The organism is Mycobacterium sp. OAS707 (assembly GCF_014873705.1).
GTDB lineage: Bacteria > Actinomycetota > Actinomycetes > Mycobacteriales > Mycobacteriaceae > Mycobacterium.
In genome coordinates this window covers 1,400,845-1,426,801 of the sequence record NZ_JADBDS010000001.1, presented here as the reverse complement: position 1 = coordinate 1,426,801, position 25,957 = coordinate 1,400,845, and the positions used below count along the sequence as shown (strand labels likewise).

Here is a 25,957-nt window from a genome sequence, read left to right as displayed (position 1 = left end):
CACATCCGGTCCGATTTTTGACTGAAACAATCGCAAATGGCTACCCGCTAGCCGGAATCGTCATTAACATAATCGCCGTGCTCACCCCGCTGCGCCGAGTATTGAGCTTTGAGATGACCATCGCCGAGTGGATCGGCACTGCGGCGATGCTCGCGGTCCCGTATCTGGCCGTCGGAGTGCTGTGGGCGCTGCTCAACTCGGGAGGGATGGCCGCGATCGTGTGGTGGCCTGCGCAGTTGGTGTCGACGGTATGCCTGGCTTGAACCCAGCGGACTGCCGCATCGGTATCGGTCGACGCACCGCGCGCTGGGATCCGATCGGCGATGTCAGCGCCACTGAGGCCATGGACTTTTGGGCATTCGCCGCCGGGGCCGCCAACGTCGTCATGCAACTGTCGTGGCCCGAGGTGGGTTACGGGGTCGCCGAAAGCAAGGTGGACTCCGGCAATCTGCTCAAGCACCCGTGGAAGCGGGCGAGAACGACTTTTGGTTACCTGGCCGTCGCACTGCTCGGCGGCCCCGAGGACCGGGCCGCGTTCCAAGAGGCGGTCAATAGTGCCCATCGCCACGTCAAGTCCACCGCGGACAGCCCGGTGCGCTACAACGCCTTCGACCGTGAACTTCAGATGTGGGTCGCCGCATGCCTTTTCGTCGGACTCGAGGACACCTATCAGCTGCTGCGCGGTGAGATGACCGCCGAACAGGCCGAACAGTTCTACCGGTCGGCGTGGACGTTGGGCACCACCCTGCAGGTCACCGAGGACCAGTGGCCGCCCACGCGCGCGGAGTTCGACACCTACTGGGTCGATGCGTGCGGGCGCGTCTCAATCGACGACAACGTGCGTGCGTACCTGCAGGATCTGCTGAACCTGCGCATGATCAAACCTGTTCTGGCGTGGGCGTTTCGGCCGCTACTGAAATTCCTCACGGTCGGCTTCCTTGCTCCGGTTTTCCGCGAAGCCCTTGGTGTGCAGTGGAGCGATTTCAGACAGCGTCAGTTCGAGCGGCTGTTTCTGCTGGTTGCCCTCGTGAACCGGTTCCTGCCGGTGTTCATCCGCCAGGGCGGCAGTTACGTCCTGCTGGCCGACGTGCGCAGGCGGGTTCGCGATCACCGGGCGCTGGTGTGACCGTGCTGCGCCGGGTGTTGAGCCGCCGAGTCAGCGTCGAAGCGATGATCGAGTTCGCGTTGTGGATGGCGATTCCCTACGTCGTGGCCGGGTTGGTGTTCGCCTTCGTCCGCGCCGAGCAGGTGGCCATGATCCAGACGCAACTGCAGACCCGGCTGCCGGCAGGCTCCGACATCGCGGCCTATGGGCTGACGGCTCTGTTCTGGCCTGCGGGGCTGTTCGGCGTCGACGTCTGCGTGGCGTAGCCGAGACGAGTATCCGAATACCTGCATCCGCGCGTGCGGCCGATGGGATTCTGACCACACGGCGCACATCCCGCTGCGCCGCGAAATGGGGGCCCCTGTATGACCGCGATCCAGCCAGACACCCGCCGAAACACGATTGAGGTGCGCAATCCAGCCGACGGCAGCGTCGTCGGGGAAGTACCCAACGATTCGGCAGACACCGTCGCAGCCAAGGCTCGCGAGCTTCGGCTGTACCAGCCGGAGTGGGAGGCACTCGGCGCCAGGGGCCGAAAGACATGGCTACTGAAGTTCCAGGACTGGGTCCTCGACAACGCCGAACATCTCACGGATGTCGTGCAATCGGAGACCGGCAAGGTGCGGGCGGACGCTTCGCTCGAGGCGCCCCTGACCGCGGGACTGCTGGACTATTGGGCCGGCAACGCGGAGGCCTTCCTGCGCGACCGCCATCCGAAGCCACACAACATTCTGATGAAGACCAAGCGGTTGACCACCGCCTACCGGCCTTACCCTGTCGTCGGGTTGATCATCCCGTGGAATTTTCCGTTCGCAAACGCCGCACTCGATGGCGTCGCCGCGCTGGCCGCAGGGGCCGGCCTGCTACTCAAGCCCTCGGAGGTGACGCCGCTGAGCGCGGTCGAATTCGCCCGCGGCTGGGCCGAAATCGGCGCGCCGCCGGTGCTCGCGCTGACCACCGGCTACGCCGAAACCGGCGCCGCCGTGATCGCCAACTCCGACTACGTCCACTTCACCGGCTCGACGGCCACTGGCCGCAAGGTCGCGGTGGCGTGTGCCGAGCGGTTGATCCCTTACAGCCTCGAGTTGGGCGGCAAGGATCCCGCGGTGGTATTGGCCGACGCCGACCTCGAGCGCGCCGCCAACGGCATCGCGTGGGGCGGGATGACGAACTCCGGTCAGGTATGCGTGTCGATCGAACGGGTTTACGTCGAGGCGCCGATATACGACGAATTCGTCGCCAAGCTCACCGACAAGGTGAGCCAGCTGCGCCAGGGTCAGGACGACAACAGGTACCGCTTCGACGTGGGAGCGATGGCCACCGCCGCGCAACGCGACATCGTCGCGCGCCACGTCGACGAAGCGGTCGCCGGGGGAGCGCGGATAACCACCGGCGGCAAGCCGACTGGAGTCGGAACGTTCTTCGAGCCGACGGTGCTGGCCGACGTCGACCAATCGATGTCGTGCATGAGAGAAGAGACGTTCGGACCCACACTGCCGGTGGTGAAGGTGGCCGACGAGGACGAGGCGGTCCGGCTGGCCAACGATTCGCGCTACGGCCTTTCGGCCACGGTGTGGACCAGCGATGCCGCCCGCGGTGAACGGGTTGCGCGCCGGATCGAGGCGGGTGCCGTCAACATCAACGACGCGATGGCCAACGGGTTCCAGTTCGCGGTGCCGATGCCGGGCTGGAAGGACTCGGGGATCGGGGCACGCAACGGCGGAGCCGAAGGAATCCTGAAATACTGTCGCGTCCAAGCGATTACAACGCCGCGAATGCCGACGCAGGCCAATGAGCCACTGTGGTACCCGTATTCGCGCAGGAAGTTCCGATTCGGGCTGGGTCTGATGCGCGCGAGCGCGGCTCACGGTTTGCGACGGCTCGGCGTCAAACCGCGGGGAGGTGCGCGATGAAGTGTCAGGGCGCGGTGATGCGGGGAGTCGGGCATGACTGGGACGTCACGGAGATCACCCTCGACCCGCCGCGCGACGGTGAGGTATTGGTGAAGATGTCCGTCGCGGGAATCTGTCATTCCGACGATCACTTCAGCACCGGAGACATGGTGCCCACTCCAGACATGACGGCGATGATGGAGGCGATGGGCATGCCCACGCCGGACTACTTCCCGGCGCTCGGAGGCCATGAAGGTGCCGGCGTCGTCGAGGCGGTCGGTCCCGGTGTGCGGTCCGTGCAGCCGGGAGACCACGTGGGCCTGTCATTCATCGCCGCGTGCGGCGCATGTCGATGGTGCGTGTCGGGGATGACCTATCTCTGCGACAACGGCGCCAGCATGCTGGCCAGGGAAATGGTCACCGACAACACCGTGCGGCGTCACATCGGCGACCAGGATCTGATGGCCTTCTGCCAGCTCGGCACATTCGCCGAATACGCCGTCCTCGCAGAGGAATCGGTGATCAAGCTCGACGAGTCGACTCCGCTCGAAGCGGCATCGCTGGTGTCCTGCGGGGTGACGACAGGGTGGGGTTCCGGCACGGTCGGCGTGGGAACCAAACCCGGCGATACCGTTGTCGTAGTCGGCACGGGAGGTGTGGGAATCAACGCCGTGCAGGGGGCCCGCGCCGCGGGCGCAAACCTGGTGATCGCGGTGGATCCCGTTGAATTCAAGCGTGATTCGGCGAAATTCTTCGGCGCGACCGACACCAGTCCGTCGATGGAGGAGGCCATCCCGCAGGTAAAGGAATTGACTCGTGGGGTGATGGCCGACCGCGTGGTGCTGACGCCCAGCGTGGTCACAGCGGACATGCTGGCCCCGGCCTTGATGTTGACCGGTAAGGGCGGTACCTGCCTGATCACCGGTGTCCCGAAGTTCGAATTCAGTATGGTGCCGATGCTGCTCGTGGACATGCTGCAGAGCTGCAAGACGCTCAAAGGGCTGATCTACGGCGGCATGAACCCGCGCGCGAGCATGCCCATGCTGTTGGACATGTACCGCAACGGTCATCTCAAGCTCGACGAGCTGATCACCAAGCGCTACAAGCTCGACCAGATCAACGACGCCATCCGGGACATGCGCGAAGGACGCAACATCCGCGGAATCATCGAATTCGACTAAGGTGCTTTGTATCCGGGCGGGTTCGGGGTGTCGACCCACAGGTCCACGCCCAGTTCGGAACCGGGGATGCAGTCGTAGACCGAGAGGTCGGTCACGCCGGATTCGAGCAGCACGTCCTCACACAGCAGGGCGTTACCGGTGTACTCGCGGGCCGGCTTGTTGAGGATCGCGTACGCCGCGTCGGCGTACACGTCGGGCTTGCGCGCCCGGCCCATCGCCTCGTCGCCGCCGAGCAAGTTCTGCACTGCGGCGGTGGCCACCAGCGTGCGCGGCCACAGGGTGTTCGACGCAATGCCGTCCTCGCGCAGTTCCTCGGCCATCGCCAACGCGCACAACGACATTCCGTACTTGGCCATCATGTACGCGGTGGGCTTGAGCCATTCGGGCTCCAGCCGGACCGGCGGCGACAGCGTCAGGATGTGCGGGTTGTCACGGCCGATCATGTGGGGAATGCAGGCCTGCGACACGGTGTAGGTGCCGCGGACCTGGATGCCGTTCATCAAGTCGAAGCGCTTGAGCGGAACCTCTTTGATGGAGCCGAGGTTGATCGCCGAGGCGTTGTTGACGCAGATGTCGATGCCGCCGAACTGCTCGACGGTCTGCGTGACCGCCGCCGCGACAGATTCCTCGTCGCGGATGTCGCCGACGATCGGCAACGCCTGCCCGCCTGCTTCCTCCAGTTCCTTGGCCGCGGTGTACACCGTGCCGGGAAGCTTCGGGTGCGGCTCGGCGGTCTTGGCGATCAGCGCGATGTTGGCGCCGTCGGCGGCCGCCCGCTTGGCGATCGCCAGCCCGATGCCACGACTGGCGCCGGAGATGAACATGGTCTTCTGCGAAAGCGACATGGGGTCACCCTAGGCGGCGTGTGCCAACCGACGGTGCGAGTGTGGGATTAATACACGTCCCCGCCCCAGAAAGCGTGACGGTAACCCACGTTCGGCACAGCGTCAGGCGCAGATGTCGGCGGTGACCGCGTTCGTCAGCGCGATCAGGTCCTGCGGATGCAGCGCGACGTCCCAGCCGCGCTTACCCGCGCTGCACAACACCTCGTCCCAATCCAGCGCCGACGCATCGACGACGGTCGGCAACCGCTTGCGCTGCCCGAACGGTGAGATCCCGCCGATCACGTAGCCGGTCGATCGTTCGGCGGCCGCCCGCTCGGCCATCGTCGCCTTGGGCACACCCAGCGCCGCCGCGGCGGCCTTCAACGACAACTTCGACGGCACGGGAATCACCGCGACGGCCAGACCCTTGGGCAGCGCGATGACAAGCGTCTTGAACACCTGCTCCGGCACGATCCCGTTGTTGCCCTCCACCGCTCCTGCGAGCGCTTCGACCGCCTCCTCGCCGAACGAATCGGTCCGGGGGTCGTGGTGGTACTGAAGCACCTGGTGAGGAATTTGCGCGGCTAACAAGGCCGCGACCGCCGGAGTTGCCGCACGCGCCACCGGCTCAGCGTATGCGGGAACAATCGCGTCCGTCCGCGCTGTTATTGCATGCAGTTCGGCCCGCAAAGGGGTCATGTCCGTTGCAGCCTCTAGGATCAAGGAAGGGGTCTTTGGTGCCTGCCACATGCCTGGACCGTCCGGTCGACGTGCCGGGCCTGTTTGGCGGCACCGCAACGGAAGGGACGGTGTTCCCCACAATGACCGACATCGACGGGCAGGCGCCGGACACGGCGCCGGAAACGCCGGTGCCCGATTCGGCGCCCGCGCCGGTGCCCGACAAACCGGAAGAGACCGACGCCGAGCTCACGGCGCGGTTCGAGCGCGATGCGATTCCGCTGCTCGACCAGCTCTACGGCGGTGCGCTGCGCATGACGCGCAATCCGGCGGATGCCGAGGACTTGCTGCAGGAAACCATGGTGAAGGCCTACGCCGGCTTCCGCTCGTTCCGCGAGGGCACCAATCTGAAGGCGTGGCTGTACCGGATCCTGACCAACACCTACATCAACAGCTACCGCAAGAAGCAGCGGCAGCCGTCCGAGTATCCGACCGAGGAGATCACCGACTGGCAGCTGGCTGCCAACGCGGAGCACTCCTCGACCGGCCTGCGCTCGGCGGAGGTGGAGGCGCTGGAGGCACTGCCGGACAGCGAGATCAAGGAGGCTCTGCAGGCGCTGCCTGAGGAGTTCCGGATGGCGGTGTATTACGCCGACGTCGAAGGCTTCCCGTACAAGGAGATCGCCGAGATCATGGACACGCCGATTGGGACTGTGATGTCCCGGTTGCACCGAGGCAGGCGCCAACTGCGCGAGTTGTTGGCAGACGTGGCACGGGACCGGGGCTTCATCCGCGGACAGCAGCTCGACACACCCGAGGAGGTGTCGTCATGAGCGACCGTAATGCCGAAGAACGCTGGTCCCCGCCGGTCGGCCCGGTAGACCCCGAGCACCCCGAATGTGCGGCGGTGATCGCGGAGGTCTGGACGCTGCTGGACGGCGAATGCACCGCAGAAACCCGCGACAAGCTCCGGCATCATCTAGAAGAGTGCCCGACGTGCCTGCGCTATTACGGCGTAGAGGAGCGGGTCAAAACTTTGATTGCGAAGAAGTGCAGCGGTGAGAAGGCGCCCGAAGGGCTACGTGAGCGGCTGCGGGTCGAGATCAGCCGCACCACGATCATCCGGCGCGGCTAGCGCCCCACCGATTTCGAACCGGCGTTCGGCCGCTTTCCGTGGTTGGCCTTTGAGTGTTTGCGGTCGCGCTTCTTGCGGCCACGCTTGGCCATGATGATTCTCCCGTTTTGTTGAAGGCTTGCTGAACTTGCGTCCATTGTCTCATGGCCTGCCGCAGCACCCGAACCGTGCCGTTGTGGTTCGATAGAGCGGCATGGAGCAGCCGAAAGGGGTGAAGATGGCCGAGGATGTTCGCGCCGAGATCGTAGCCAGTGTGCTCGAGGTTGTGGTTCACGAGGGCGACCAGATCGGTGAGGGCGACACCCTGGTGCTGCTGGAGTCGATGAAGATGGAGATTCCGGTGCTGGCCGAAGTAGCGGGCACCGTCAGCAAGGTGAGTGTGTCCGTTGGCGATGTCATCCAGGCCGGCGACCTCATCGCGGTGATCAGCTGACGCGCGCTCTTTTAGCCCCGGCGCCGGAGTAAGCCCCGATGTCCACTCTCGGTGATCTGCTCGCCGAGCACACGATTCTTCCCGGCAATGCCGTCGACCATCTGCACGCGCTGGTCGGCGAGTGGCAGCTGCTGGCCGACCTGTCGTTCGCCGACTACCTGATGTGGGTGCGCCGCGACGACGGGGTGGTGGTGTGCGTCGCGCAGGTTCGTCCGAACACGGCGCCGACGGTGCTGCTGGCCGATGCGGTGGGCACCGTGAAACACGCCGACAAGATGCCGTTGGTGACGTCTGCATTCCTGTCCGGTGCGATCGGCCGGGAAAACGGTGCGGGCCAACAGGATTCGGGCGGCCTCAAGGTGGAGGCAGTGCCGGTTCGGTATGGCAACGATGTGGTGGCAGTCCTGACGCATCAGACGGCGCTGGGATCGCGCAACGCGAGTCCGCTGGAGAGCGCCTACCTTGACTGCGCAGGCGATCTGCTGTTGATGCTGTCCGAGGGCACCTTCCCCAACGTCGGCGACCTCGCGATGTCACGCTCGAGCCCGCGCGTCGGCGACGGATTCATCCGACTCGACGAGGCGGGCGTCGTCACCTTCGCCAGCCCGAACGCGATCTCGGCCTATCACCGAATGGGCCTGGCCGCCGAACTCGAGGGCCACAACCTCGTCGCAGTGACGCGGCCGTTGATCGGCGATCCCTTCGAGGCGCAGGAGCTGGCCAACCATGTCCGCGACTCACTGGCCGGCGGGTCGAGCATGCGGATGGAGGTCGACGCAGGCGGAGCGGCGGTGCTGCTGCGCACGCTGCCATTGGTGGTGCACGGCAAGGCCGTTGGCGCCGCGGTGCTGATTCGCGACGTGACCGAGGTGAAGCGCCGCGACCGTGCACTGCTGTCCAAAGACGCCACCATCCGCGAGATCCACCATCGCGTGAAGAACAACCTGCAGACCGTCGCGGCGCTGTTGCGGCTTCAGGCCAGGCGCACCAACAATGCCGAGGGTCGCGAAGCGTTGATCGAATCCGTCAGGCGGGTTTCGTCAATCGCGCTCGTGCACGACGCGCTTTCGATGTCGGTCGATGAGGAAGTCAACCTCGACGAGGTCATCGACCGGATCCTGCCGATCATGAATGACGTTGCGGCGCCGGACAATACGGACGCTCCGATCCGCATCAACCGCGTCGGCGACCTTGGTGTGCTCGACGCCGATCGCGCCACTGCGCTGATCATGGTGATCACCGAGCTCGTGCAAAACGCCATCGAGCACGCTTTCGACGGCAGCAAGCAACAGGGCTGTGTGACGATCCGGGCGGAGCGCTCAGCGCGCTGGCTGGATGTGGTCGTGCACGACGACGGCAGGGGCCTGCCCGACGGCTTCAGTCTGGAGAAGTCCGATCGGCTCGGTCTGCAGATCGTGCGCACGCTCGTATCAGCCGAACTGGACGGTTCGCTGGGCATGCATGATGTGCCGACGGGCGGGACGGACGTGGTGCTGCGGGTACCGATCGGGCGCAAGGCGCGACTAGCGCAGTAACTCCACAGCAATGTCACAATTTGTGATGCGTTTTGGCAAATTGTCGTTGTGTGACGTAATTCTCATTAAATTGCATTTGCACATAGTTACGGCCCCGACAAGATTTGCCGGGGCCGTAGCCAAATTCGAATCGCTGGTGGCGGTCAGACCCCGCTGCGGGCCTTGGTGCGAGCGTTGCGCCGCTTGAGCGCACGCCGCTCGTCCTCGCTCATTCCACCCCACACGCCGGCGTCCTGGCCCGAATCCAATGCCCAGGTGAGGCACTCCGTGGTCACCGGGCAGCGGTTACAGACAAGCTTCGCGTCAGCGATCTGCGCGAGCGCCGGGCCACTGTTCCCCACGGGGAAGAACAGCTCCGGATCTTCGTCGCGACAGACAGCCTTGTGGCGCCAATCCATAGGTCCCAATCTCCTTACTGTGTGCGCAGCAGGGCGCACGAGCTATTTTCTTCGGCTGTTAACGCGTGCACTTGAAATGTTTCTGCACTGTTGCATCCGATGCTTTCACAGGCTGAACAGATGTCAATACTCGTGAGTTAACAAGTGGGTAATCTCACTAACGAGGGTCGTTAGCAGAACCCCCACTCGTTTGTACTACACTCAACCAATCTGCGCCCTCAATCGGAGGGGCGAAATCCATCAACGCTGGTCAGGCGCTTGTTTCGCGGGCGGTGCAACCACGCCCAGCGCGTCGGGAACCGCTGTGAACGTCATCGACCGCCTCGGACCCAGATAGTCGCCGTCGATCTGACACGCCACCGGCGTGTCGCTCGTCACCCGCACCCACGGCAGGTCGTCGTGGCGGATCAAGTGCTCGGCTTCCAGCCGTGGTCTCTTGGACACCATCTGTCGCACCAGCCTCAAATTGGCCCAGACGTTCATGCTGGTGATCGCGAACAGGCCGAGGCCGGTCTCGAACGTGGTCGCCGGATTCGTCCAGACCGGTCGCGTGTTCGCGTACGTCCACGGGCTCGAGTTGGACACGAACGCGAAGTGCACACCGGGGACGGGGTCGACGCCAGGCAGATGCAGTGTCAACGACGGTTCCTCGCGGGCGCTGGAGAGCATCTCCCTGACCGCGACCCGGATGTAGCGCGAAGCGGTCACCTTGCGGCCCTTGTCCCGCTGGGCCTCCACGGCAGCCACGACGTCGCCGTCCACGCCCATACCGGCGGTGAACACGCACCAGCGCTCACCGCAGTCCATCAACCCGATGCGGCGCCAGGTCTTGCGCCGCTTGTAGGCCGAAAGCAGGTCGACGAGCTGGTTGGTCGCCTCGAGCGGGTCCGGGCTGATGCCGAGCGCACGGGCGAAGACGTTGGCCGAGCCGCCGGGAACGATCCCGACCGCGGGAGCGGGCCCGCCAGGGCCGACCTCGCCGAGAATCCCGTTGACGACCTCGTTCACCGTGCCGTCGCCGCCGTGCACGATCAGCACGTCGACGCCCTCGCGCGCCGCGTCACGGCCGATCTCGATGGCATGACCCCGATGATCGGTGTGGGCGACGGTCAGCTTCACGCGGCTCTCCAGCGCGTGGGCCAGCAGGTCGCGGCCGGCAGGCGTGGTCGAGGTCGCATTGGGGTTGACGATCAGCACGGCGCGCACGGGGTCCGAGCCTATCCGCCAGCCTCTAGGCTCGACTCCGTGATCGTTCCCTCGCCATCCACTGTTCGGCAGGCAGCCGTCGCCGTCGCGCTCGAGGGCGCCGCGCTGGTCGGCGTCGCAGCGGTGCTGGTGGTGCGTCACCTCGGGGGTGTTCGGGATCAGCCGTGGCTCAGCGGGTACGGCACGGCCGCCTGGTTCGTCATCATGGGCGCCGGGGTGCTGGCCGCAGGATGGGCGTTGTGGACCGGCCGCCGGTGGGGCCGCGGCATTGCGGTGTTTGCCCAGCTGCTGCTGTTGCCCGTGGCGTGGTACATGGGCGTCGGCTCACAGCGTTGGGTTTATGCCATCCCGGTCGGTGTCGTCGCGCTGGCCACGCTCGGGCTTTTGTTCGCGCCGTCGACGCTGCAGTGGCTGGGTGCTCAGGATCCGGCCAGCGCCGACAACTCCGGGCCCGACACCCGGTAGGTGATCCACTCGGTCTGCGGCCGCCCCCCGACGGCGTCGTAGAGCGCGATCGCATTGACGTTCCAGTCCAGCACGGCCCACGACAGCCGCGTGTATCCGCCGTCGACGCAGACTTTGGCCAACGTGGACAACATCTTTCGGGCCAGTCCGCGGCGGCGGAACTGCGGGCGCACGAAGAGGTCTTCGAGATAGACACCCGCAACGCCGTCCCAGGTGGAGAAGTTGCGAAACCACAGCGCACCGGCGGCGGCCTGACCGTCGACCTCTGCGATGTGCCCGTATACCGTCGGGTGATCGGCGAAAAGGGCTTCCCGCAACTGACTTTCGGTAACCGTGCAGTCCGCGCTGGCGCGCTCGAACTCTGCCAGTTCGTGGATCATCGCGGTCAGTTCGGACTCGTCGCCGGGCTGCACCGGTCGGATGATTTCAGTCAAGGCTGTACTCCAAGGGCCGACAAGATCGTGTTGAATTTTGTTGTGGTTTCCGCGACTTCGTCGTCGGGATCGGATTCGGCGACGATGCCGCCGCCCGAGTGCGCGTCGGCGGTCCGCCGATCCGCCGACAGTTGCGCGCACCGGATGGACACCAGCCAGCGGCCGTCACCGCGCTGGTCGCACCAGCCGACCGCACCGGCGTAGAAGCCGCGGTCGCCCTCGAGCTCGTTGATCAATTCGGCCGCCGCCGACGCGGGCACTCCGCCGACGGCGGGCGTGGGGTGCAGCGCTATCGCCAAATCCAATGAGGTGGTGGATTTTTCGCGCAGCGTGCCGGTGATGGGGGTGTAGAGGTGCCAGACCGCCGCGGTCTTGCTCAGCTGCGGTGTCGGGGCGATCTGGAGATCGACGCAGAACGGTTCGAGGGCCTCGCGCATCGCGTCGACAACGAGTTGGTGTTCGTGACGATCCTTGGCCGAAGCGGCAAGGGCCGCGCCGCTGGCCTCGTCGGCCTCGGGATCGGGCAGTCGCGGCGCCGAGCCCGCGAACGGGCGGCAGGTCACCTGGTCACCGCGCCGCGCGACGAGTAGTTCCGGGCTGGCGCCGACCAGCGCGGCGCCCGAGTATCCGCCGCCCGCGGCGGTGAGGTCGACCAGATACGCGTTGGCTGCCGCGTCGTTGGCCACCAGTCGGTGCACGATGGTGCGGGCATCCAGTGGCCCGTCGGCGACCAGCCGCAACGCCCTGGCCAACACCACCTTGTGCAGGCCGCTGGCGGGATCCTGCAGTCGGCGCAGCGCCGCGCCGATGCGCGCGCGGTGCTCCTCGGGATCGGGCATCGCCTGCGCGATACGTACCGTCGGCAGCTCGCGTAGTGGCCAGTCGGGCAGCGCGTCGGTGAACTGCACCGCCTGCGGACGGATCAGCGCCGCAGGCTTGGTCAAGTCAAAAGGCAAGGCGCCCAAGATGATTGGTGTGCTGTGCGAGGCAAGCGCGGCTCTGGCTTCGGCAATCCGGGGAAAGGCGGTGTGCACACCCTCGGCGACCACCACGCCGGTGCGCCCCGCGAGCACGAAGGCCGGTTCGCGGGTCACGCCGGCAGGCACGGGTGGCGGTGGCCCGTCAGTCCTAGCGCGCTGATCTGGCGCACACCGTGTTCGAAGCCGCACACCGCGATCGACGCGGCCACCATCGCGAACCTGATCCCCTCGGAGATCTGAAGCTCCACCCACCGCGTCAGCACGGCGCGGGAGAAATGGCCATGCCCGACGAACAGCACGTCGCGCGACTCCATCTGCTCCAACGCATACGCGATCGCCTTGTCGGCCCGTTCACTGACCTGCTGCAGGCTCTCTCCGCCGGGGCAGCCGTGCGTCCAGACCAGCCAGTCGGGCACCTTCTCCTGGATCTGCTTGGTGGTCAAGCCTTCGTAGTCGCCGTAGTCCCATTCCGACAGCAGCGGAGACACCTCGTCGACTTTCAGGCCGGCCAGTTCGGCGGTGACCAACGCCCGCTGTCGAGGGCTGGAGACGACCAGCGGGTTGTCGAGGGTGAGCACCGAAAGCGCGTCGGCGGTCAGCTTGGCCTGTTCGCGGCCCGTCTCGGTCAGGTCGAGTTCGGTCCTGCTGGTGTGCTGACCTGACTTCGACCACTCCGTCTCGCCATGGCGAAGCAGAAACAGCCGATGCTGCACGAGGCCCACGCGGACTGATTCTGCCGCACGTCGGCTGCTGCGTGGGTACCCGTGCAACGATGAACACCGTGACGCGGGTACTTGCGGTCGCCAATCAAAAGGGTGGGGTCGCCAAAACGACGACGGTTGCGTCGTTGGGCGCGGCGATGGAGGAGAAGGGCAGACGGGTATTGCTCGTCGACCTGGATCCCCAGGGATGTTTGACGTTCTCCCTGGGCCAGGACCCCGACAAGCTGGCCGTGTCGATCCATGAGGTGCTGCTCGGCGAGGTCGAACCCGACGCCGCACTGGTCGACACGTCGGAGGGCATGACGCTGCTGCCCGCCAATATCGACCTCGCCGGAGCCGAGGCGATGCTGTTGATGCGGGCCGGCCGCGAGTATGCGCTCAAGCGGGCGCTGGCCAAGGTCGGCGGCACCTACGACGTGGTGATCATCGACTGCCCGCCGTCGCTGGGTGTGCTGACTCTCAACGGGCTGACCGCTGCCGACGACGTGATCGTCCCGCTGCAGTGCGAGACGTTGGCGCACCGCGGCGTCGGGCAGTTCCTGCGCACGATCACCGACGTGCAGCAGATCACCAACTCCGACCTCAAGCTGCTCGGCGCGCTGCCGACGCTCTACGACTCGCGCACGACCCACAGCCGCGACGTGCTGCTCGACGTCGCCGACCGCTACGACCTGCCGGTGCTCGCCCCGCCGATCCCGCGCACCGTGCGGTTCGCCGAGGCCAGCGCGTCGGGGTGCTCGGTGTTGGCTGGCAGGAAGAACAAAGGCGCGCTCGCGTACCGCGAACTGGCAGGCGCGCTGCTCAAGCATTGGAAGAACGGCAAGGCGCTGGCGACCTTCACCCCGGAGATGTAACCGGGCACCGATGAATCCGCGTCCTGCGGCGTATCTGAATTGCCATGACAACAATCGTGGACAAGACAGTTCTGATCACCGGAGGCAACCGCGGCATCGGCCGCGCGCTCGTCGAGGACGCGCTGAGAAGGGGCGCGAGAAAGGTCTATGTCGGCACCCGCAAGCCGGTGCCCAACTCCAATGCCGTACCGGTGCAACTGGATGTGACCGATGAGGAGCAGATCCAGCGGGCGGTCGCGCAGATCGGCTCGCTCGATGTTCTGGTCAACAACGCAGGCATCGCCGACTATGACGACCTCAGCGACCAGGCCGCACTGCAACATCACCTGGACGTCAACCTGTTCGGCACCTACCGGGTCACGCAGGCTTTCCTTCCCCTGCTGAGCAATTCACGCGGCTCCGTCGTCAACAACCTCTCGGTGAATGCGCTGGCTCCGTTACCGCTCATTCCCGCCTACTCGGTGTCGAAGGCCGCAGCGTTCTCGCTGACGCAGTCGCAGCGAACATTGTTGGCGGACAGGGGTATAACCGTTCATGCGGTCCTGACGGGAATCGTGGACACCGACATGACGCGGGGCCTCGAGGCGCCGAAGGCTTCGCCAGAGTCCGTCGCGCGCGCCATCTTCGACGGTGTGGAGAACGGCGAAGAGGACATCTTCCCCGATGCGATGTCGGTGTCGATGGCGCAGGGCTGGCGCAGCGGGCCTGCCAAGGCGCTCGAGCGACAGTACGCCGCATTGGCAGCGGCCGAATTAGCTAAGGCACAAGCGAATTCGGGCTGATCAGCCGATTGGTGGCGCTGGGATCGTGCGTCGGTACCACCGTCACGCGATCCCTGACGGCGTGCAGCCGGTGCAGCGTGCGGAACGCCTCGTCGCGGTCTTCGTCCGCGAGTCCTCCGGGATAGCTGGACTTCTGGCGGATGTCGTCGATCTGGTAGGTGTGCCACGCGGCGTCGCCGGCAAGCAGTACGGGACCGGCCGCGGTGTGCAGTAGCACGCCGACGCTGCCGGGAGTGTGTCCCGCGAGGTCGACGATGACGACTGAGCCGTCGCCGAACACGTCGTGGCTGCGGGTGAACGTCAGCACAGGTGGACCGTCGAGGTCGTATTCGACCGTGGTGCGGCCTTCCAGAGCATCGCGAACTCCACCCACAGGAGCCACGGATCCGGTTGTCACCCAAGCGTGTTCGACGTGGTGCAGGTGGATGGGCAGGCCCGGGAGGTCGAGGAGACCGCAGACGTGGTCCCAGTGCGCGTGCGTCGGCAGCGCGAAATCGATGTCCGACGCCGCGTAGCCCTGCTCCACAAGCGCGGACACTGTCGGGACGACGTCGGCCCCCGGTCGGACCGCCGCGCGCAGCACCGAGGGAAGTTGCACGACGGCACGCTCTGAAACGTTGACGCAGACACCGGGGTCCACGATGAACCTTGCCGACGGATGAGTCACGACGAAGGAGGTCAGCGCATTCTCGATGCGCCTCGGCTGCCTTCGGCCCTCCACGATCAATGCGGTCGGAACCGAGCGCGGCACCTGGCGCAGCGGCGAAACCGATACTGTCACAGCGGCATTCGGCAGGCCGGTATCGGGTAACGAGGCAAGGAACCGGGCGTCGGCGCGGCGCGGGCGAAGCATGCCCATCCCGACGCCGAGGAACGCGCCGCAGCAGGCGGCCAAGGACGGGGATCTGACTGGACTCGACATGTATGCCACGCTAGAACTTCAGGTCGACCTGAAGTAAAGGGGAAATCGTGACCGACAACGGCCAGCGGATCGGCGACGCGGCGGCCACGCTCGCGGTCGCCACCCACGTGTTGCGGCACTGGGAGGATGTCGGTCTGCTGCGGCCGCGCAGGCTCTCGTCGGGGCACCGCGCCTACGACGACCAGACGATCGGTCAGGCCCGGATGATCCAGATCTGTCAGCAGGCGGGGCTGTCGCTGGCGGAGATCAAGGAACTCGCCAGGCGCGACCGTGGACGCAGGATCGCGCTGATCGAGAGCAAGCGTGCCCAGATCGCCCAACAGGTTTCGAACCTTCGGCGTGCCGACAAGTTCCTCGAACACATCGCGCATTGCGAGCACCCGGTGATTTCCGAGTGCCCGGAGTGCTCGGCGCTGACTAACCCAGCGCGACCAGCTGGTCGCCGCGCTGCTCGATGATCGTCGACCCCGCCACCGCCGGTACCACCGCTGCCGAACTCGGCGGGCGTTGCACCGGAATGTGTTCGACGCCGGCTCCCGTGGCGGGATCGAATACGTCATAGCCGCCGGTGACAGGAACCAGCAATCGGCCGGCCATCATCGTCGCGGGGCCGAGCGGGATGTTGCTGCCCGCCGCGCTGACGCTGTAGCGGTAGTGAAGTCCGTTGGCGGAGAACACCATTACGGTGTCGCCGGTCCACCACGTGATCAGGTCGCCCGCACGGGACATCACCGCGTTCGGCGACGGCGGTTTGGCCACCAGTGTGCTGGCGACGGTAGCACCGGTCTCGTCGACGATGTTGACCGTCGGCTTCGGTGTTGGCACGTAGACCGCGGTCGTGGTGTCAGACACCGCGACCACGCGCGCACCCGAGCCGTCGGCGACGCCGGGCTGCGGCACGTATTTCAGGTCGGGTGTGTCTTCTTCGTCCGCGGGCCGCAGCAGCGTCAGCCGCAGATCGGTCTGCTTCGGGCAGGCCTCCAGCACCGAAACCGCCGTCGAACTCGACTCGGCCGACACCAGCCGGCAGATCGTCGACGCAGGCACGCTCGGCTTGATCCGAGCGTCGAGCGCGCCATACGACAGCATCCGGACCATGTCGGAGCGCCACAGCTCCAAGCGGCTGTCGCCGGCCGCGAGCACCACGGTGCCGTCGGAGGACAGCTTCACCTCTGGGTCGGCGTAGGCGGTGCGACTCGGTCCACGCTGGCCGGTCTTCGCGTCGATCGTGCTGACCTGCCCGCAGCCGCGGACGTCCGGATACACCGCGACCGCGTAGTTGTATACGTAGGTGACGCCACACAGTTCGAGGTCACGCGCATAGGTCCACCGCGCGTTCCCGGTGGCCGGATCACGGCCGTCGACCTCGCGGCCGTCGCCGGTGATGACATTGCCGCCGACCACCAACGGCGTAGTGGTCTTCGGGCTCGAAGCCGTCCACAGTTGCCGCAGCCCGGTGGGCACCGCCTTCGCCGACGGCAGGGTCGGTGCGGGCGTCGCAGCGGGCCTGCTGATCGTGGCCCTGGCATCGCTGGTCCACCAGATCAGAGCGGCGACGATGACGACCACTGCGGCGATCACCGCGGCCGCCACCAGGTCAGCCTTGGTGCGGCGTTCGGGTTTGACCATCCGTCGGACGGGGCCGGGCTAACCGGCGTTCGCGGCTGCGGCCTTGCGCGGGCGACGACGGCGACGGCGCTTGGCCGGTGATGCGCCGTCAGCGGTCGAATCGTCCTCGGCCGGTGCGCTCTGCTCGGGCGTCGCCTCCGGATGTCCGGCGGCCACCTGGCCGCCGCGGGTGCGCCTGCGATTGCGGGTGCGGTTGCGTGCCGGCTTGTCGGCGGGCTTGTCCGCCGGTGCACGCTTGGCCTGCGCCTTCTGCGGCTCGCCGATGGTGCCCTTCGCGTCCGTCGGGATGCCCAACTCCTCGTAGAGGTGCGGCGAGCTGGAATACGTCTCGGACGGATCGGGGCATGCCAGGCCCAGCGCCTTGTCGATCCCTTCCCAGCGGGCCAGCTCGTCCCAGTCGACCAGGGTGACCGCGACGCCGGTCTTGCCTGCGCGCCCGGTGCGGCCGATGCGGTGCACGTAGGCCTGCTCGTCCTCGGGGATCTGATAGTTGATGACGTGGGTGACGTCGTCGATGTCGATGCCGCGCGCGGCGACGTCGGTGGCGACGAGCACGTCGATCGCGCCGGTGCGGAATGACTTCAGCGACTTCTCGCGGGCGGCCTGCCCGAGGTCGCCGTGCACAGCGCCGACCTTGAAGCCGCGCTCGGCCAGCTCGTCGGAGACCTTCTGGGCGGTGCGCTTGGTGCGGGTGAAGATCATCGTGGCGCCGCGTCCCTCGGCCTGCAGGATCCGGGTGACCAGTTCGACCTTGTCGAGCGCGTGCGCGCGGTAGACGAATTGTTCGGTGGTGTCGTGAGTGGCCGCCGAATGCGGGGCCTCAGCCCGGATGTGCGTTGGCTGGTTCATGAACGTGCGGGCCAGCGTGATGATCGGGTCCGGCATGGTCGCCGAGAACAGCATGGCCTGCCGCTCGGCGGGAATCTGCTTGAGGATCCGCTCGATATCGGGCAGGAAGCCCAGGTCGAGCATCTCGTCGGCCTCGTCGAGCACCAGCATCGACAGCCCACCGAGCTGCAGGTGACCCTGCTGCGCCAGGTCGAGCAGACGGCCCGGTGTGCCGACGACGACGTCGACGCCCTTCTGCAGCGCCTCGATCTGCGGCTCGTAGGGCCTGCCACCGTAGATCGAGGTGACGGTCAGCTTGCGGTCAACCGCGGACAGATATTTCGCCGCCATCGCGAGATCTCCGTAGACCTGCAGGCACAGTTCGCGGGTGGGGACGACGATCAGCGCGCGGGGGATACCGGTCAGCGGGCGTTCCTCGTCGGTGGTGATGCGCTGCAGCAGCGGCACACCGAAGGCCAAGGTCTTGCCCATGCCCGTGCGGGCCTGGCCGATCAGGTCGTCGCCCGCGAGTGCGAGCGGCAACGTCAGTTCTTGGATAGCAAAGGGGTGTTCCTTGCCGTCTTCGGCCAATGCGCGCACTATTTCGTCGCGGACGCCGAGCTCAGCAAATTTTGGATTCAGATGAGTCATTCTTGGGGTACGTAGCCTTTCTGGGTCGAACCTCGTAAGTCCTCGCGGATTTCCACGCGCGCACGAGTTCGACGAAGCCACGGCCGAGGGCCCTGCGTTGAGGTCGCGGGCCGACTGGTGCACGCACATTTCTTAGGTAATGGCCGGTCAGTTTCGACCTTGTCAGTGCCAATGCCTGCACCCATGATAGCTGGCCGGGTTTGCCGGGCGCTCGGTGCGCTCAGCCAACCAGGTAAGGCCGTCTAGAGTTGGGCCATGAATTCGACGCCATCCGCGCCCTCTCCCGAGCAGACCGCACCGGGCGTGTCGGCCGACCATCCTGGCGTCAACGAACTCTTCGCGCTGCTGGCCTACGGCGAGGTGGCGGCTTTCTACCGGCTCACCGAAGAGGCGCGGATGGCGCCGAACCTGCGCGGCCGGATCAACATGGCGACCATGGCCGCCGCGGAGATGAACCACTACGAAGTTCTGCGGGATGCGTTGGAGCGCAGGGGAGTCGACGTGGTACCCGCGATGACGCGCTACGCCTCGGCGCTGGAGAACTACCACCGGCTGACAACGCCAAGCACCTGGCTGGAGGCTCTGGTGAAGACCTACGTCGGCGACGCGTTGGCCGCGGACTTCTATCTGGAGATCGCCGACGCGATGCCCGACGAGGTGGCCGACGTCGTGCGCGCCGTGCTGTCGGAGACCGGGCATTCGCAGTTCGTCGTCGCCGAGGTGCAGGCCGCGGTGACCGCCAGCGAGAAGCAGCGCCACCGACTGGCGCTGTGGTCGCGCCGACTGCTCGGTGAGGCCATCACCCAGGCCCAGTACGTCATGGCCGACCACGACGAGCTCGTCGACCTGGTGATGTCCAGCGGTGAGGGTCTGACGCAGATGACCGAGTTCTTCGATCGGCTGCAGCACACCCACAGCACCCGGATGCGCGAACTGGGCCTGGCCTAACCCGCTGGTCTACTTCGTGCAGTTCGCGATCATCGTGTTGTTGTTCTGCAGCGCAATCGTGGCGCCCGACGCGTCGGTGATGCTGCAGTTCAGCTGACCGGTCACGCTCGTCGCGGTAACGGAGCTCAGCGTCACACCGGGATCCAGCACAACGGTCTTGGCCCACGGCAGCGCCACGTTGACGTCGGTCTGTAGCGCGCCTTGGGAATCGGTGTAGATGACCGTCACGAGGTCGAGCAGGTTGCGGTTGCCCGTGACCCGGTAGGTGATCGTGTTCGGCGCCGCCGCGGGCGGGGGAGCCGCCTGGGCGGGCGTATCGGTCGGTGGGGCGCTCGCAGTCGGCGTCACGGTGGTGACGGTCTCCGGCGGTAGCGTCGCCGATGGCGGTGCGGCTGACGTGGTCGCGGGCGGCGCCGACGTGGCTGCCGGTTGGCTTGTGCTGACAGGCGGAGCGACCGTCGTTGAGACCGAGCCGCTGTCGCCCCCGCCGAGGATGACGACCGTGCAGATGACCGCGACGAGCAGAATCGCTCCTGCCACCCCGGCGACCCAGATCCACCGGCGATCGATCGGCTCGTAGTACTCCTCGATGTCGCCGTACTCGTCGTCGTACCCCTCGACACCCTCGTATTCGTCGTAGCGCTCGCGTTCGTCGTAGCGCCCACGGTCGAGATCGACGGTTTCGCCGCCGTCCGCCCAATCGCTGCGAATCCGTTCGGTCGGGGTCAAGGAATACGGTGAATGTGCGGTATATGGCCTGTTCATGCAGCTACCCCGGTCGTTTCGGTTAATGCCGGGCCTGATGCTATCGAGACCCATGTGACGAATGAGGTTGACGCGCTGGGCCTTTGGTCACGGTCCGGACTCGGTTCGGTCGCGGCTGCTTCGGTTTCGCTACTCGCACCGCATCGTCGTTCGCTGAGCGCACTACATCGTCGTTTCGCTGACCGCGAAGTGGCCGGGGCGGCGCCGCGCCGCGGGCGTCCACTAGCCTTCTGACCAGAAGCACACAAACGAAAGGGTCCAGGCGTGGAGGTCAAGATCGGTGTCACCGACAGCCCGCGCGAGCTGATCTTCAACAGCGCGCAGACACCCAGCGAAGTGGAGAAGGCCATCACCGACGCGCTCGGCAAGGATGCCGGCGTGCTGGCCCTGACCGACGAGAAGGGCCGTCGTTTTCTGGTGCAGGCGAAGAGAATCGCCTATGTCGAGATCGGCGCCGCAGACGTGCGCAGGGTCGGTTTCGGTGTTGGCGCCGTCGGCTCTGAGGCCGTCAAGACCGGGTAAGCGGCACGTGCGACAGGCCGCCCCAGATGAACTGCACCGTGCCCTCCACGGCGTCGTCCTTGGAGATCGGCCGGTCGTTGTTCAGCCAATACCGCGCTGAGTCGACGCTGATGCTGACCAGCCCGACCGCGATCATCCGCGCCCGGTGCGGCTCCAACCCGGAATCGTGGCTGATCAGGTCGAACACCGCGTCGGTGCACGCCTCGGTGGCGACCTTGACCTGCGCGGACACCTGAGGTTCGGTCACGTAGTCGTTCTCGAAGATCAGCCGGTAGCCCTGGCCGTCGTGCTCGATGAAGTCGAAAAAGGCGTCGACGGCCGCGCGCACCCGCTGACGGTTGTCGGTGGTGGTGCGCAGTGCCTGGCGCACACCGGAGACCAAATTGTCGGCGTGCCGCTGCAGCACGGCCAGATACAGCTCGAGCTTGGACGTGAAGTGTTGGTACAGAACGGGTTTGCTCACACCGGCCCGGTCGGCGATCTCGTCCATCCCTGCGGCGTGGTAGCCGCGGTCGACGAAAACCTCGCTGGCAGCAGCGAGTAACTGTCCGCGCCGCTCGTCGCGGGGCAGCCTGTTCCCCCGCCGGCCTGCCCCGGAACCGACGCCGGTCACCGCGCCGCCGTTCGCCGATTTTCTGGCGGCGGTGTTGGCGAGATCGCTCATCACGTCCTTCATCCGACTGCGTTTCGCAACGACACTACTACCGTTGCTTGGGGCTTTGCGGATCCACGCCATCGCGCCGTGGCGGTGGCGCGCCGGAAGTGCAAGCCCAGCAGTCTGTGCCATCCTGTTTCGGTGACCTACGACCCGGGGCGTCGCGGGAGCGGTCGCGTGCCCGTGTTGCGTGATGAGTGGCGAGAGCCATTGCGCGCGCAACGCGACCCGATCGCCGAGAGCTCCGGTCGGGTCAGGTCCAATCGCGACGAGCATCGCAGGGCCCGCAAGCAGACATGGCTGGGCCGCTTCATCCACACCTACGGATGGCGCGCCTATGCACTGCCGGTGTTGATCGCGCTGACCGTGATCGTCGTCTACCAGACCGTCACCGGAACCAGTGCACCCGCGCCCAAGCAAGCCGAGGGGCCGGTGCAGGGGCCGCCGACCATCGGCGTGGCCAGCACGCAGATCATCGGCGCACCGCCGAAGGGGCTGACTCAGTTCGACGCGAACCTGCCCACCGGAATCCTTCCCGAGGGTGGCCCGTTCACCGAGGCGGGCGCCAAGACGTGGCACATCGTGCCGGGGGCCGCACCGAAGGTCGGGGAGGGCACGGCCAAGGTGTTCACCTACACCGTCGAGGTGGAGGACGGCGTCGACACGACCGGATTCGGCGGGGACGACGGGTTCGCGCGAATGGTCAGCGAAACCCTTTCCAATCCCAAGAGCTGGACACACAACCCGCAGTTCGCGTTCACCCGCATCGACAACGGGGTGCCCGATTTCCGCGTTTCGCTGAGCTCGCCAATGACAGTGCGCGAGGGGTGTGGCTACGACATCCAGCTCGAGGCGTCCTGCTACAACCCCGCCTACGACAGTCAGCCGCGCGTGTTCATCAACGAGGCCCGCTGGGTGCGCGGCGCTGTGCCGTTCCAGGGTGACGTCGGCTCGTATCGGCAGTATCTGATCAACCACGAGGTGGGCCACGCGATCGGCTATCAGCGCCACGAGCCGTGCGGCGAAAACGGCGGGCTGGCGCCGGTGATGATGCAGCAGACGTTCTCGACGAACAACAACGACGCCGCCCGGTTCGACCCGGAGTCGGTCAAACCCGACGGCAAGGCGTGCCGGTTCAATCCCTGGCCGTATCCGATCGCCTGACATCTCGTCGGGAAGCATCGCGACCGGACTACCGTTGTGCTGGGTACTGCAGTGACCGTCAATCAAGGAGATTTCGTGTCGACATCGTTGCCGCCGCTGGTCGAGCCGGCGGGCGAACTGACGCGCGAAGAAGTTCAGCGCTACAGCCGTCACCTCATCATTCCGGACCTGGGTTTGGCCGGACAGAAGCGGCTCAAGAATGCCAAGGTGCTGGTCATCGGCGCGGGTGGACTGGGTTCGCCGACTTTGCTTTACCTCGCCGCGGCGGGCGTGGGCACAATCGGCATCGTCGAATTCGACGTCGTCGATGAGTCGAATCTGCAACGCCAGATCATCCACGGCCAGTCCGACATCGGCAGGTCCAAGGCGCAGAGCGCTCGCGACTCGATCCTGGAGGTCAATCCCCTTGTCGAGGTGCGGCTGCATGAGCTGCGCCTGGAGCCCGACAACGCGGTCGACCTGTTCAAGCAGTACGACCTGATCCTCGACGGCACCGACAACTTCGCGACGCGGTATCTGGTCAACGACGCCGCGGTGCTGGCCGGCAAGCCGTACGTCTGGGGGTCGATCTACCGCTTCGAGGGCCAGGTGTCGGTGTTCTGGGAGGACGCGCCAAACGGTCTTGGCCTGAACTACCGCGACCTGTACCCCGAGCCGCCGCCACCGGGCATGGTGCCGTCGTGCGCCGAGGGTGGCGTGCTCGGCATCCTGTGCGCGTCGATCGCGTCGGTGATGGGCACCGAGGCCATCAAGTTGATCACCGGCATCGGCGAGCCGCTGCTGGGCAGGCTGATGGTCTATGACGCACTGGATATGACGTACCGCACCATCAAGATCCGCAAGGACCCCGCGACACCGAAGATCACCGAGTTGATCGACTACGAGGAGTTCTGCGGCGTGGTGTCCGATGCGGCTGCCGAGGCCGCGGCCGACTCCACGATCACGCCCCGCGAGCTGCGCGAGCTGCTGGACTCCGGTAAGCCGTTGGCGCTGATCGACGTTCGTGAACCCGTCGAGTGGGACATCAACCACATCGACGGCGCGGAGCTGATCCCCAAGGGCGCCTTCGAAACCGGCGAGGCGTTGGCAAAGCTGCAGGTCGAGAAGACCCCGGTGTTCTACTGCAAGACGGGTGTTCGCTCGGCCGAGGTGCTTGCCATCGTGAAGAAGGCCGGTTTCTCCGACGCGATGCACGTGCAGGGCGGAATCGTCGCGTGGGGCAAGCAACTCGAACCCGACATGGTGATGTACTAACGGCTCGTTTGCCGTACCTCGCCTTAGGCTGAGGTGGTGAGTGTCGAACCGCCGCCGGATCATGTGCTGGCGGCGTTCGGATTGACGGGTGTGCGCCCCGTCGCGCTCGGCTCCAGCTGGGAGGGCGGCTGGCGCTGCGGTGAAGTCGTGCTGTCGATGGTCGCCGATCACGCGCGTGCGGCGTGGTCCGCCAAAGTTCGCGAGACATTGTTCGTCGACGGTGTCCGCCTGGCCAGGCCGGTGCGCTCGACCGACGGCCGCTATGTGGTGGCGGGCTGGCGGGCCGACACCTACGTCGCCGGAACGCCGGAGCCCCGCCACGACGAGGTGGTTTCGGCGGCGGTGCGGTTGCACGAGGCGACGGCCAAACTGGAACGGCCTCGCTTTCTGACTCAGCCGCCCGTCGCGCCGTGGGCCGACGTCGACGTTTTCATCGCGGCCGATCGGGCGGCATGGGAAGAGCGCCCGCTGCACTCGCTGCCTCAGGGAGCGCGAGTGTCGCCAGGATCTCCTGACGGCCAGCGTTCGGTCGAGCTGATCACCCAGCTGGCCTCGCTGCGCCGACCGACCAAGAGCCCCAACCAGCTGGTGCACGGCGACCTATACGGCACAGTGCTTTTCGCGGGCACCGCGGCTCCGGGCATCACCGACATCACGCCCTACTGGCGGCCATCGTCGTGGGCGGCGGGCGTGGTCGTCGTCGACGCGCTGTCGTGGGGCGAGGCCGACGACGGGCTGATCGAGCGGTGGAGCCCACTGCCGGAGTGGCCACAGATGTTGTTGCGCGCGTTGATGTTCCGGCTCGCGGTGCATGCACTGCATCCGAGGTCGACGGGCGCGGCGTTCCCGGGTCTGGCGCGCACGGCGGCGTTGGTGCGGTTGGTTCTGTAGCGCGAGTGTGGCTTATTGCACGCTCGGCGCTAGAACTCGTGTCGGACCTCTGACAATTTGATGCGGCCGTCGCTCGCCAACACTCCTTCGGCGCGCAACAGTTCGAGCTGTCGCGTCGTCAGGTGCGGCGCCGGCCGGCCCGACGCCCTGATCACCCGATGCCACGGCAGATCCGACGAATCCGTTCGCATGATCCAGCCGACGATGCGCGGGCTGGAAAGCCCGACCGCGTCGGCGATGTCGCCGTAGGTCGATACGCGCCCGGCTGGAATCGATGCGACCAGAGCCCGCACGGTTTCGACCTGTTCGTCGGTGACCGCGGGCACGTCAGCCGCGCTCCAACTGCTTGCGGATCACCGCCGCGGTATCGGCAGGCCGCGCCTGGGGAACCATGTGGTCGCAGTCGAACTCCAGCAGCGTGAAGTCGGGTCGCTCGCGCAATCCGGCGAGAAGTTCATCACTGACATACGGCGGGTCGGTTTTGGTGGCGAGCACGAGTGTGATCGGTATGCCATTGCGCGGTAACACAATTGGTCGCGCCAACTCACTCCAGTACGACAACATCGCCGGAATGCTGAGCCGCCAGCCCACCCGTCCGTTGGGCCGGTCTATCAGGTGCTCGTCGAGCTCGCGGTCCAGCTCGTCGGAGTCGACCTCACCCCACGACCCGTTCACCTTCTCCGAGCGGGCCTCTGCGCGGTCGGTGTAGTCCGGCGAGGCGAACATGTCGTCGGCGATGTCGCGCATCCAGCCGCCGTCGAGTCCGACCGCGGGATCGAGCAGCACCAACCCCGACACCAGATCAGGGCGTGCCGCAGCCAGATTCAAGGCGATCGCCCCGCCGAACGAATGCCCGACCACGACCACGGGTCCGTCCGCCTCGGCGTCGAGCAGCGCGGCCAGCGCGTCGACGTTCGCGTCGATGCTCCACGGTGCCGCCCACGACGACCGGCCGTGCCCGATCAGGTCCGGTGCGGCGATCGCGAATTCGGGCAGATGCCTGACCGCCAGGGTCTGCCAGCGCAGGCCGTGCCCGGTCAGCCCGTGCACGGCCAGGATCTGCGGCGGGCGGCTCGGTCCGTAACGATGCACATGCAGGCTCAC

33 protein-coding genes are annotated in these 25,957 nt (G+C 66.3%); 18 read left to right on the top strand and 15 right to left on the bottom strand.

The window, feature by feature from the left end; translation table 11 throughout:
* Window positions 1-77 precede the first annotated feature (77 nt).
* From GGC64_RS07050 to GGC64_RS07030, 5 genes are all read left to right on the top strand, one after another.
* Complete coding sequence (locus GGC64_RS07050; protein ID WP_225951692.1) at window positions 78-263, top strand: hypothetical protein; 186 nt, start codon at window positions 78-80, stop codon at window positions 261-263.
* Window positions 251-1,126 carry an oxygenase MpaB family protein gene (locus GGC64_RS07045; protein WP_192721691.1) on the top strand — a complete coding sequence of 292 codons (876 nt, stop codon included), beginning with the start codon at window positions 251-253 and terminating at the stop codon, window positions 1,124-1,126. The genes GGC64_RS07050 and GGC64_RS07045 overlap by 13 nt, the downstream gene beginning before the upstream one ends.
* Window positions 1,123-1,371, top strand: coding sequence for a hypothetical protein (locus GGC64_RS07040; RefSeq protein WP_192721690.1), 249 nt, complete (start codon window positions 1,123-1,125; stop codon window positions 1,369-1,371). The genes GGC64_RS07045 and GGC64_RS07040 overlap by 4 nt, the downstream gene beginning before the upstream one ends.
* Before the next feature lie 99 nt (window positions 1,372-1,470).
* The gene (locus GGC64_RS07035) at window positions 1,471-3,018 is read left to right on the top strand and encodes an aldehyde dehydrogenase family protein (protein ID WP_192721689.1); all 1,548 of its coding nucleotides are present in this window, start codon (window positions 1,471-1,473) and stop codon (window positions 3,016-3,018) included.
* Window positions 3,015-4,178, top strand: coding sequence for an NDMA-dependent alcohol dehydrogenase (locus GGC64_RS07030; protein ID WP_192721688.1), 1,164 nt, complete (start codon window positions 3,015-3,017; stop codon window positions 4,176-4,178). Before GGC64_RS07035 ends, GGC64_RS07030 begins: the two co-directional genes overlap by 4 nt.
* Here GGC64_RS07030 and GGC64_RS07025 read toward each other — a convergent pair.
* Window positions 4,175-5,023 carry an NAD(P)-dependent oxidoreductase gene (locus GGC64_RS07025; protein WP_192721687.1) on the bottom strand — a complete coding sequence of 283 codons (849 nt, stop codon included), beginning with the start codon at window positions 5,021-5,023 and terminating at the stop codon, window positions 4,175-4,177. The two genes, GGC64_RS07030 and GGC64_RS07025, sit on opposite strands and share 4 nt — an antisense overlap.
* A 102-nt stretch (window positions 5,024-5,125) precedes the next feature.
* Window positions 5,126-5,626 (bottom strand): aminoacyl-tRNA deacylase, encoded by a 501-nt coding sequence (locus tag GGC64_RS07020; RefSeq protein WP_192721686.1) that lies wholly within the window; start codon window positions 5,624-5,626, stop codon window positions 5,126-5,128.
* Window positions 5,627-5,823: 197 nt separating this feature from the next.
* Here GGC64_RS07020 and GGC64_RS07015 point away from each other — a divergent pair, with 197 nt between their 5' ends.
* Window positions 5,824-6,513, top strand: coding sequence for a sigma-70 family RNA polymerase sigma factor (locus tag GGC64_RS07015; RefSeq protein WP_225951554.1), 690 nt, complete (start codon window positions 5,824-5,826; stop codon window positions 6,511-6,513).
* Window positions 6,510-6,815 (top strand): mycothiol system anti-sigma-R factor, encoded by a 306-nt coding sequence (gene rsrA, locus GGC64_RS07010; protein WP_192721685.1) that lies wholly within the window; start codon window positions 6,510-6,512, stop codon window positions 6,813-6,815. The genes GGC64_RS07015 and rsrA overlap by 4 nt, the downstream gene beginning before the upstream one ends.
* On the opposite strand, the gene GGC64_RS35245 is transcribed toward rsrA, so the two are convergent.
* Entirely contained in the window at window positions 6,812-6,907 is a 96-nt protein-coding gene (locus tag GGC64_RS35245; RefSeq protein ID WP_006245863.1) for a 50S ribosomal protein bL37, read from the bottom strand. The genes rsrA and GGC64_RS35245 overlap by 4 nt on opposite strands.
* Before the next feature lie 125 nt (window positions 6,908-7,032).
* Here GGC64_RS35245 and GGC64_RS07005 point away from each other — a divergent pair, with 125 nt between their 5' ends.
* Entirely contained in the window at window positions 7,033-7,248 is a 216-nt protein-coding gene (locus tag GGC64_RS07005; RefSeq protein ID WP_006245864.1) for a biotin/lipoyl-binding carrier protein, read from the top strand.
* A 38-nt stretch (window positions 7,249-7,286) separates the two neighbouring features.
* Window positions 7,287-8,783 carry a sensor histidine kinase gene (locus tag GGC64_RS07000; RefSeq protein WP_192721684.1) on the top strand — a complete coding sequence of 499 codons (1,497 nt, stop codon included), beginning with the start codon at window positions 7,287-7,289 and terminating at the stop codon, window positions 8,781-8,783.
* A 143-nt stretch (window positions 8,784-8,926) separates the two neighbouring features.
* On the opposite strand, the gene whiB1 is transcribed toward GGC64_RS07000, so the two are convergent.
* Window positions 8,927-9,181: a transcriptional regulator WhiB1 gene (gene whiB1, locus GGC64_RS06995; protein ID WP_015305418.1), complete on the bottom strand. Its 255-nt coding sequence runs from the start codon at window positions 9,179-9,181 to the stop codon at window positions 8,927-8,929.
* Between the two features lie 240 nt (window positions 9,182-9,421).
* Complete coding sequence (locus GGC64_RS06990) at window positions 9,422-10,387, bottom strand: diacylglycerol kinase family protein (RefSeq protein WP_192721683.1); 966 nt, start codon at window positions 10,385-10,387, stop codon at window positions 9,422-9,424.
* 39 nt (window positions 10,388-10,426) lie between these two features.
* On the opposite strand from GGC64_RS06990, the gene GGC64_RS06985 reads away from it, so the two are divergent.
* Window positions 10,427-10,852, top strand: a complete 426-nt coding sequence (locus GGC64_RS06985) for a hypothetical protein (RefSeq protein WP_192721682.1) — start codon at window positions 10,427-10,429, stop codon at window positions 10,850-10,852.
* Here the strand turns inward: GGC64_RS06985 and GGC64_RS06980 are convergent.
* Genes GGC64_RS06980 through GGC64_RS06970 form a run of 3 tightly spaced genes read right to left on the bottom strand, consistent with a single transcriptional unit; the run spans window position 10,807 to window position 12,988 of the window.
* On the bottom strand, window positions 10,807-11,286 hold the full coding sequence (locus GGC64_RS06980) for a GNAT family N-acetyltransferase (protein ID WP_192721681.1): 480 nt from the start codon (window positions 11,284-11,286) through the stop codon (window positions 10,807-10,809). The two genes, GGC64_RS06985 and GGC64_RS06980, sit on opposite strands and share 46 nt — an antisense overlap.
* Window positions 11,283-12,380, bottom strand: a complete 1,098-nt coding sequence (locus GGC64_RS06975) for an isochorismate synthase (protein ID WP_192721680.1) — start codon at window positions 12,378-12,380, stop codon at window positions 11,283-11,285. The genes GGC64_RS06980 and GGC64_RS06975 overlap by 4 nt, the downstream gene beginning before the upstream one ends.
* Window positions 12,377-12,988 (bottom strand): acid phosphatase, encoded by a 612-nt coding sequence (locus tag GGC64_RS06970; protein ID WP_192721679.1) that lies wholly within the window; start codon window positions 12,986-12,988, stop codon window positions 12,377-12,379. Before GGC64_RS06970 ends, GGC64_RS06975 begins: the two co-directional genes overlap by 4 nt.
* A 50-nt stretch (window positions 12,989-13,038) precedes the next feature.
* Between GGC64_RS06970 and GGC64_RS06965 the strand changes: the two genes are divergently transcribed.
* Together GGC64_RS06965 and GGC64_RS06960 are read left to right on the top strand one after the other, a co-directional pair.
* Window positions 13,039-13,842 (top strand): ParA family protein, encoded by an 804-nt coding sequence (locus GGC64_RS06965; protein ID WP_192721678.1) that lies wholly within the window; start codon window positions 13,039-13,041, stop codon window positions 13,840-13,842.
* A gap of 44 nt (window positions 13,843-13,886) precedes the next feature.
* The gene (locus GGC64_RS06960; protein WP_192721677.1) at window positions 13,887-14,624 is read left to right on the top strand and encodes an SDR family NAD(P)-dependent oxidoreductase; all 738 of its coding nucleotides are present in this window, start codon (window positions 13,887-13,889) and stop codon (window positions 14,622-14,624) included.
* Here the strand turns inward: GGC64_RS06960 and GGC64_RS06955 are convergent.
* Window positions 14,599-15,546 carry an MBL fold metallo-hydrolase gene (locus GGC64_RS06955; protein WP_192721676.1) on the bottom strand — a complete coding sequence of 316 codons (948 nt, stop codon included), beginning with the start codon at window positions 15,544-15,546 and terminating at the stop codon, window positions 14,599-14,601. The genes GGC64_RS06960 and GGC64_RS06955 overlap by 26 nt on opposite strands.
* Window positions 15,547-15,593: 47 nt before the next feature.
* Between GGC64_RS06955 and GGC64_RS06950 the strand changes: the two genes are divergently transcribed.
* Window positions 15,594-16,004 (top strand): MerR family transcriptional regulator, encoded by a 411-nt coding sequence (locus tag GGC64_RS06950; RefSeq protein ID WP_192721675.1) that lies wholly within the window; start codon window positions 15,594-15,596, stop codon window positions 16,002-16,004.
* Here the strand turns inward: GGC64_RS06950 and GGC64_RS06945 are convergent.
* Both GGC64_RS06945 and GGC64_RS06940 read right to left on the bottom strand, forming a co-directional pair.
* On the bottom strand, window positions 15,964-17,175 hold the full coding sequence (locus GGC64_RS06945; RefSeq protein ID WP_192721674.1) for a PQQ-binding-like beta-propeller repeat protein: 1,212 nt from the start codon (window positions 17,173-17,175) through the stop codon (window positions 15,964-15,966). The two genes, GGC64_RS06950 and GGC64_RS06945, sit on opposite strands and share 41 nt — an antisense overlap.
* Before the next feature lie 18 nt (window positions 17,176-17,193).
* Window positions 17,194-18,654: a DEAD/DEAH box helicase gene (locus tag GGC64_RS06940; RefSeq protein ID WP_192721673.1), complete on the bottom strand. Its 1,461-nt coding sequence runs from the start codon at window positions 18,652-18,654 to the stop codon at window positions 17,194-17,196.
* A 255-nt stretch (window positions 18,655-18,909) separates the two neighbouring features.
* Here GGC64_RS06940 and GGC64_RS06935 point away from each other — a divergent pair, with 255 nt between their 5' ends.
* Complete coding sequence (locus GGC64_RS06935) at window positions 18,910-19,602, top strand: ferritin-like fold-containing protein (protein WP_192721672.1); 693 nt, start codon at window positions 18,910-18,912, stop codon at window positions 19,600-19,602.
* A 9-nt stretch (window positions 19,603-19,611) separates the two neighbouring features.
* On the opposite strand, the gene GGC64_RS06930 is transcribed toward GGC64_RS06935, so the two are convergent.
* The gene (locus GGC64_RS06930; protein ID WP_192721671.1) at window positions 19,612-20,367 is read right to left on the bottom strand and encodes a hypothetical protein; all 756 of its coding nucleotides are present in this window, start codon (window positions 20,365-20,367) and stop codon (window positions 19,612-19,614) included.
* A gap of 264 nt (window positions 20,368-20,631) precedes the next feature.
* Here GGC64_RS06930 and GGC64_RS06925 point away from each other — a divergent pair, with 264 nt between their 5' ends.
* Window positions 20,632-20,889, top strand: a complete 258-nt coding sequence (locus GGC64_RS06925) for a DUF3107 domain-containing protein (protein ID WP_192721670.1) — start codon at window positions 20,632-20,634, stop codon at window positions 20,887-20,889.
* On the opposite strand, the gene GGC64_RS06920 is transcribed toward GGC64_RS06925, so the two are convergent.
* The gene (locus GGC64_RS06920) at window positions 20,876-21,553 is read right to left on the bottom strand and encodes a TetR/AcrR family transcriptional regulator (protein ID WP_192721669.1); all 678 of its coding nucleotides are present in this window, start codon (window positions 21,551-21,553) and stop codon (window positions 20,876-20,878) included. The two genes, GGC64_RS06925 and GGC64_RS06920, sit on opposite strands and share 14 nt — an antisense overlap.
* A 132-nt stretch (window positions 21,554-21,685) precedes the next feature.
* Here GGC64_RS06920 and GGC64_RS06915 point away from each other — a divergent pair, with 132 nt between their 5' ends.
* From GGC64_RS06915 to GGC64_RS06905, 3 genes are all read left to right on the top strand, one after another.
* Complete coding sequence (locus GGC64_RS06915) at window positions 21,686-22,708, top strand: DUF3152 domain-containing protein (RefSeq protein ID WP_192721668.1); 1,023 nt, start codon at window positions 21,686-21,688, stop codon at window positions 22,706-22,708.
* 75 nt (window positions 22,709-22,783) lie between these two features.
* Complete coding sequence (gene moeZ, locus GGC64_RS06910; protein ID WP_192721667.1) at window positions 22,784-23,962, top strand: adenylyltransferase/sulfurtransferase MoeZ; 1,179 nt, start codon at window positions 22,784-22,786, stop codon at window positions 23,960-23,962.
* Between the two features lie 36 nt (window positions 23,963-23,998).
* Window positions 23,999-24,853, top strand: coding sequence for a TIGR02569 family protein (locus GGC64_RS06905; RefSeq protein WP_192721666.1), 855 nt, complete (start codon window positions 23,999-24,001; stop codon window positions 24,851-24,853).
* A 29-nt stretch (window positions 24,854-24,882) separates the two neighbouring features.
* On the opposite strand, the gene GGC64_RS06900 is transcribed toward GGC64_RS06905, so the two are convergent.
* Entirely contained in the window at window positions 24,883-25,179 is a 297-nt protein-coding gene (locus tag GGC64_RS06900; RefSeq protein ID WP_192721665.1) for an MGMT family protein, read from the bottom strand.
* Window position 25,180: 1 nt separating this feature from the next.
* Complete coding sequence (locus GGC64_RS06895) at window positions 25,181-25,957, bottom strand: alpha/beta fold hydrolase (RefSeq protein ID WP_370582010.1); 777 nt, start codon at window positions 25,955-25,957, stop codon at window positions 25,181-25,183.

What these genes read in the sequence shown, in the direction of transcription:
- GGC64_RS07015 (WP_225951554.1), top strand. Translation starts at nt 5,824, where the DNA reads ATGACCGACATCGACGGGCAGGCGCCGGACACGGCGCCGGAAACGCCG.
- GGC64_RS06920 (WP_192721669.1), bottom strand. Translation starts at nt 21,553, where the DNA reads ATGAGCGATCTCGCCAACACCGCCGCCAGAAAATCGGCGAACGGCGGC.
- GGC64_RS07005 (WP_006245864.1), top strand. Translation starts at nt 7,033, where the DNA reads ATGGCCGAGGATGTTCGCGCCGAGATCGTAGCCAGTGTGCTCGAGGTT.
- whiB1 (WP_015305418.1), bottom strand. Translation starts at nt 9,181, where the DNA reads ATGGATTGGCGCCACAAGGCTGTCTGTCGCGACGAAGATCCGGAGCTG.
- GGC64_RS06940 (WP_192721673.1), bottom strand. Translation starts at nt 18,654, where the DNA reads ATGACTCATCTGAATCCAAAATTTGCTGAGCTCGGCGTCCGCGACGAA.
- GGC64_RS06960 (WP_192721677.1), top strand. Translation starts at nt 13,887, where the DNA reads ATGACAACAATCGTGGACAAGACAGTTCTGATCACCGGAGGCAACCGC.
- GGC64_RS06965 (WP_192721678.1), top strand. Translation starts at nt 13,039, where the DNA reads ATGAACACCGTGACGCGGGTACTTGCGGTCGCCAATCAAAAGGGTGGG.
- GGC64_RS07030 (WP_192721688.1), top strand. Translation starts at nt 3,015, where the DNA reads ATGAAGTGTCAGGGCGCGGTGATGCGGGGAGTCGGGCATGACTGGGAC.
- GGC64_RS07000 (WP_192721684.1), top strand. Translation starts at nt 7,287, where the DNA reads ATGTCCACTCTCGGTGATCTGCTCGCCGAGCACACGATTCTTCCCGGC.
- GGC64_RS06955 (WP_192721676.1), bottom strand. Translation starts at nt 15,546, where the DNA reads ATGTCGAGTCCAGTCAGATCCCCGTCCTTGGCCGCCTGCTGCGGCGCG.
- GGC64_RS06935 (WP_192721672.1), top strand. Translation starts at nt 18,910, where the DNA reads ATGAATTCGACGCCATCCGCGCCCTCTCCCGAGCAGACCGCACCGGGC.
- GGC64_RS35245 (WP_006245863.1), bottom strand. Translation starts at nt 6,907, where the DNA reads ATGGCCAAGCGTGGCCGCAAGAAGCGCGACCGCAAACACTCAAAGGCC.
- GGC64_RS07025 (WP_192721687.1), bottom strand. Translation starts at nt 5,023, where the DNA reads ATGTCGCTTTCGCAGAAGACCATGTTCATCTCCGGCGCCAGTCGTGGC.
- GGC64_RS07035 (WP_192721689.1), top strand. Translation starts at nt 1,471, where the DNA reads ATGACCGCGATCCAGCCAGACACCCGCCGAAACACGATTGAGGTGCGC.
- rsrA (WP_192721685.1), top strand. Translation starts at nt 6,510, where the DNA reads ATGAGCGACCGTAATGCCGAAGAACGCTGGTCCCCGCCGGTCGGCCCG.
- GGC64_RS06930 (WP_192721671.1), bottom strand. Translation starts at nt 20,367, where the DNA reads ATGAACAGGCCATATACCGCACATTCACCGTATTCCTTGACCCCGACC.
- GGC64_RS07045 (WP_192721691.1), top strand. Translation starts at nt 251, where the DNA reads ATGCCTGGCTTGAACCCAGCGGACTGCCGCATCGGTATCGGTCGACGC.
- GGC64_RS06945 (WP_192721674.1), bottom strand. Translation starts at nt 17,175, where the DNA reads ATGGTCAAACCCGAACGCCGCACCAAGGCTGACCTGGTGGCGGCCGCG.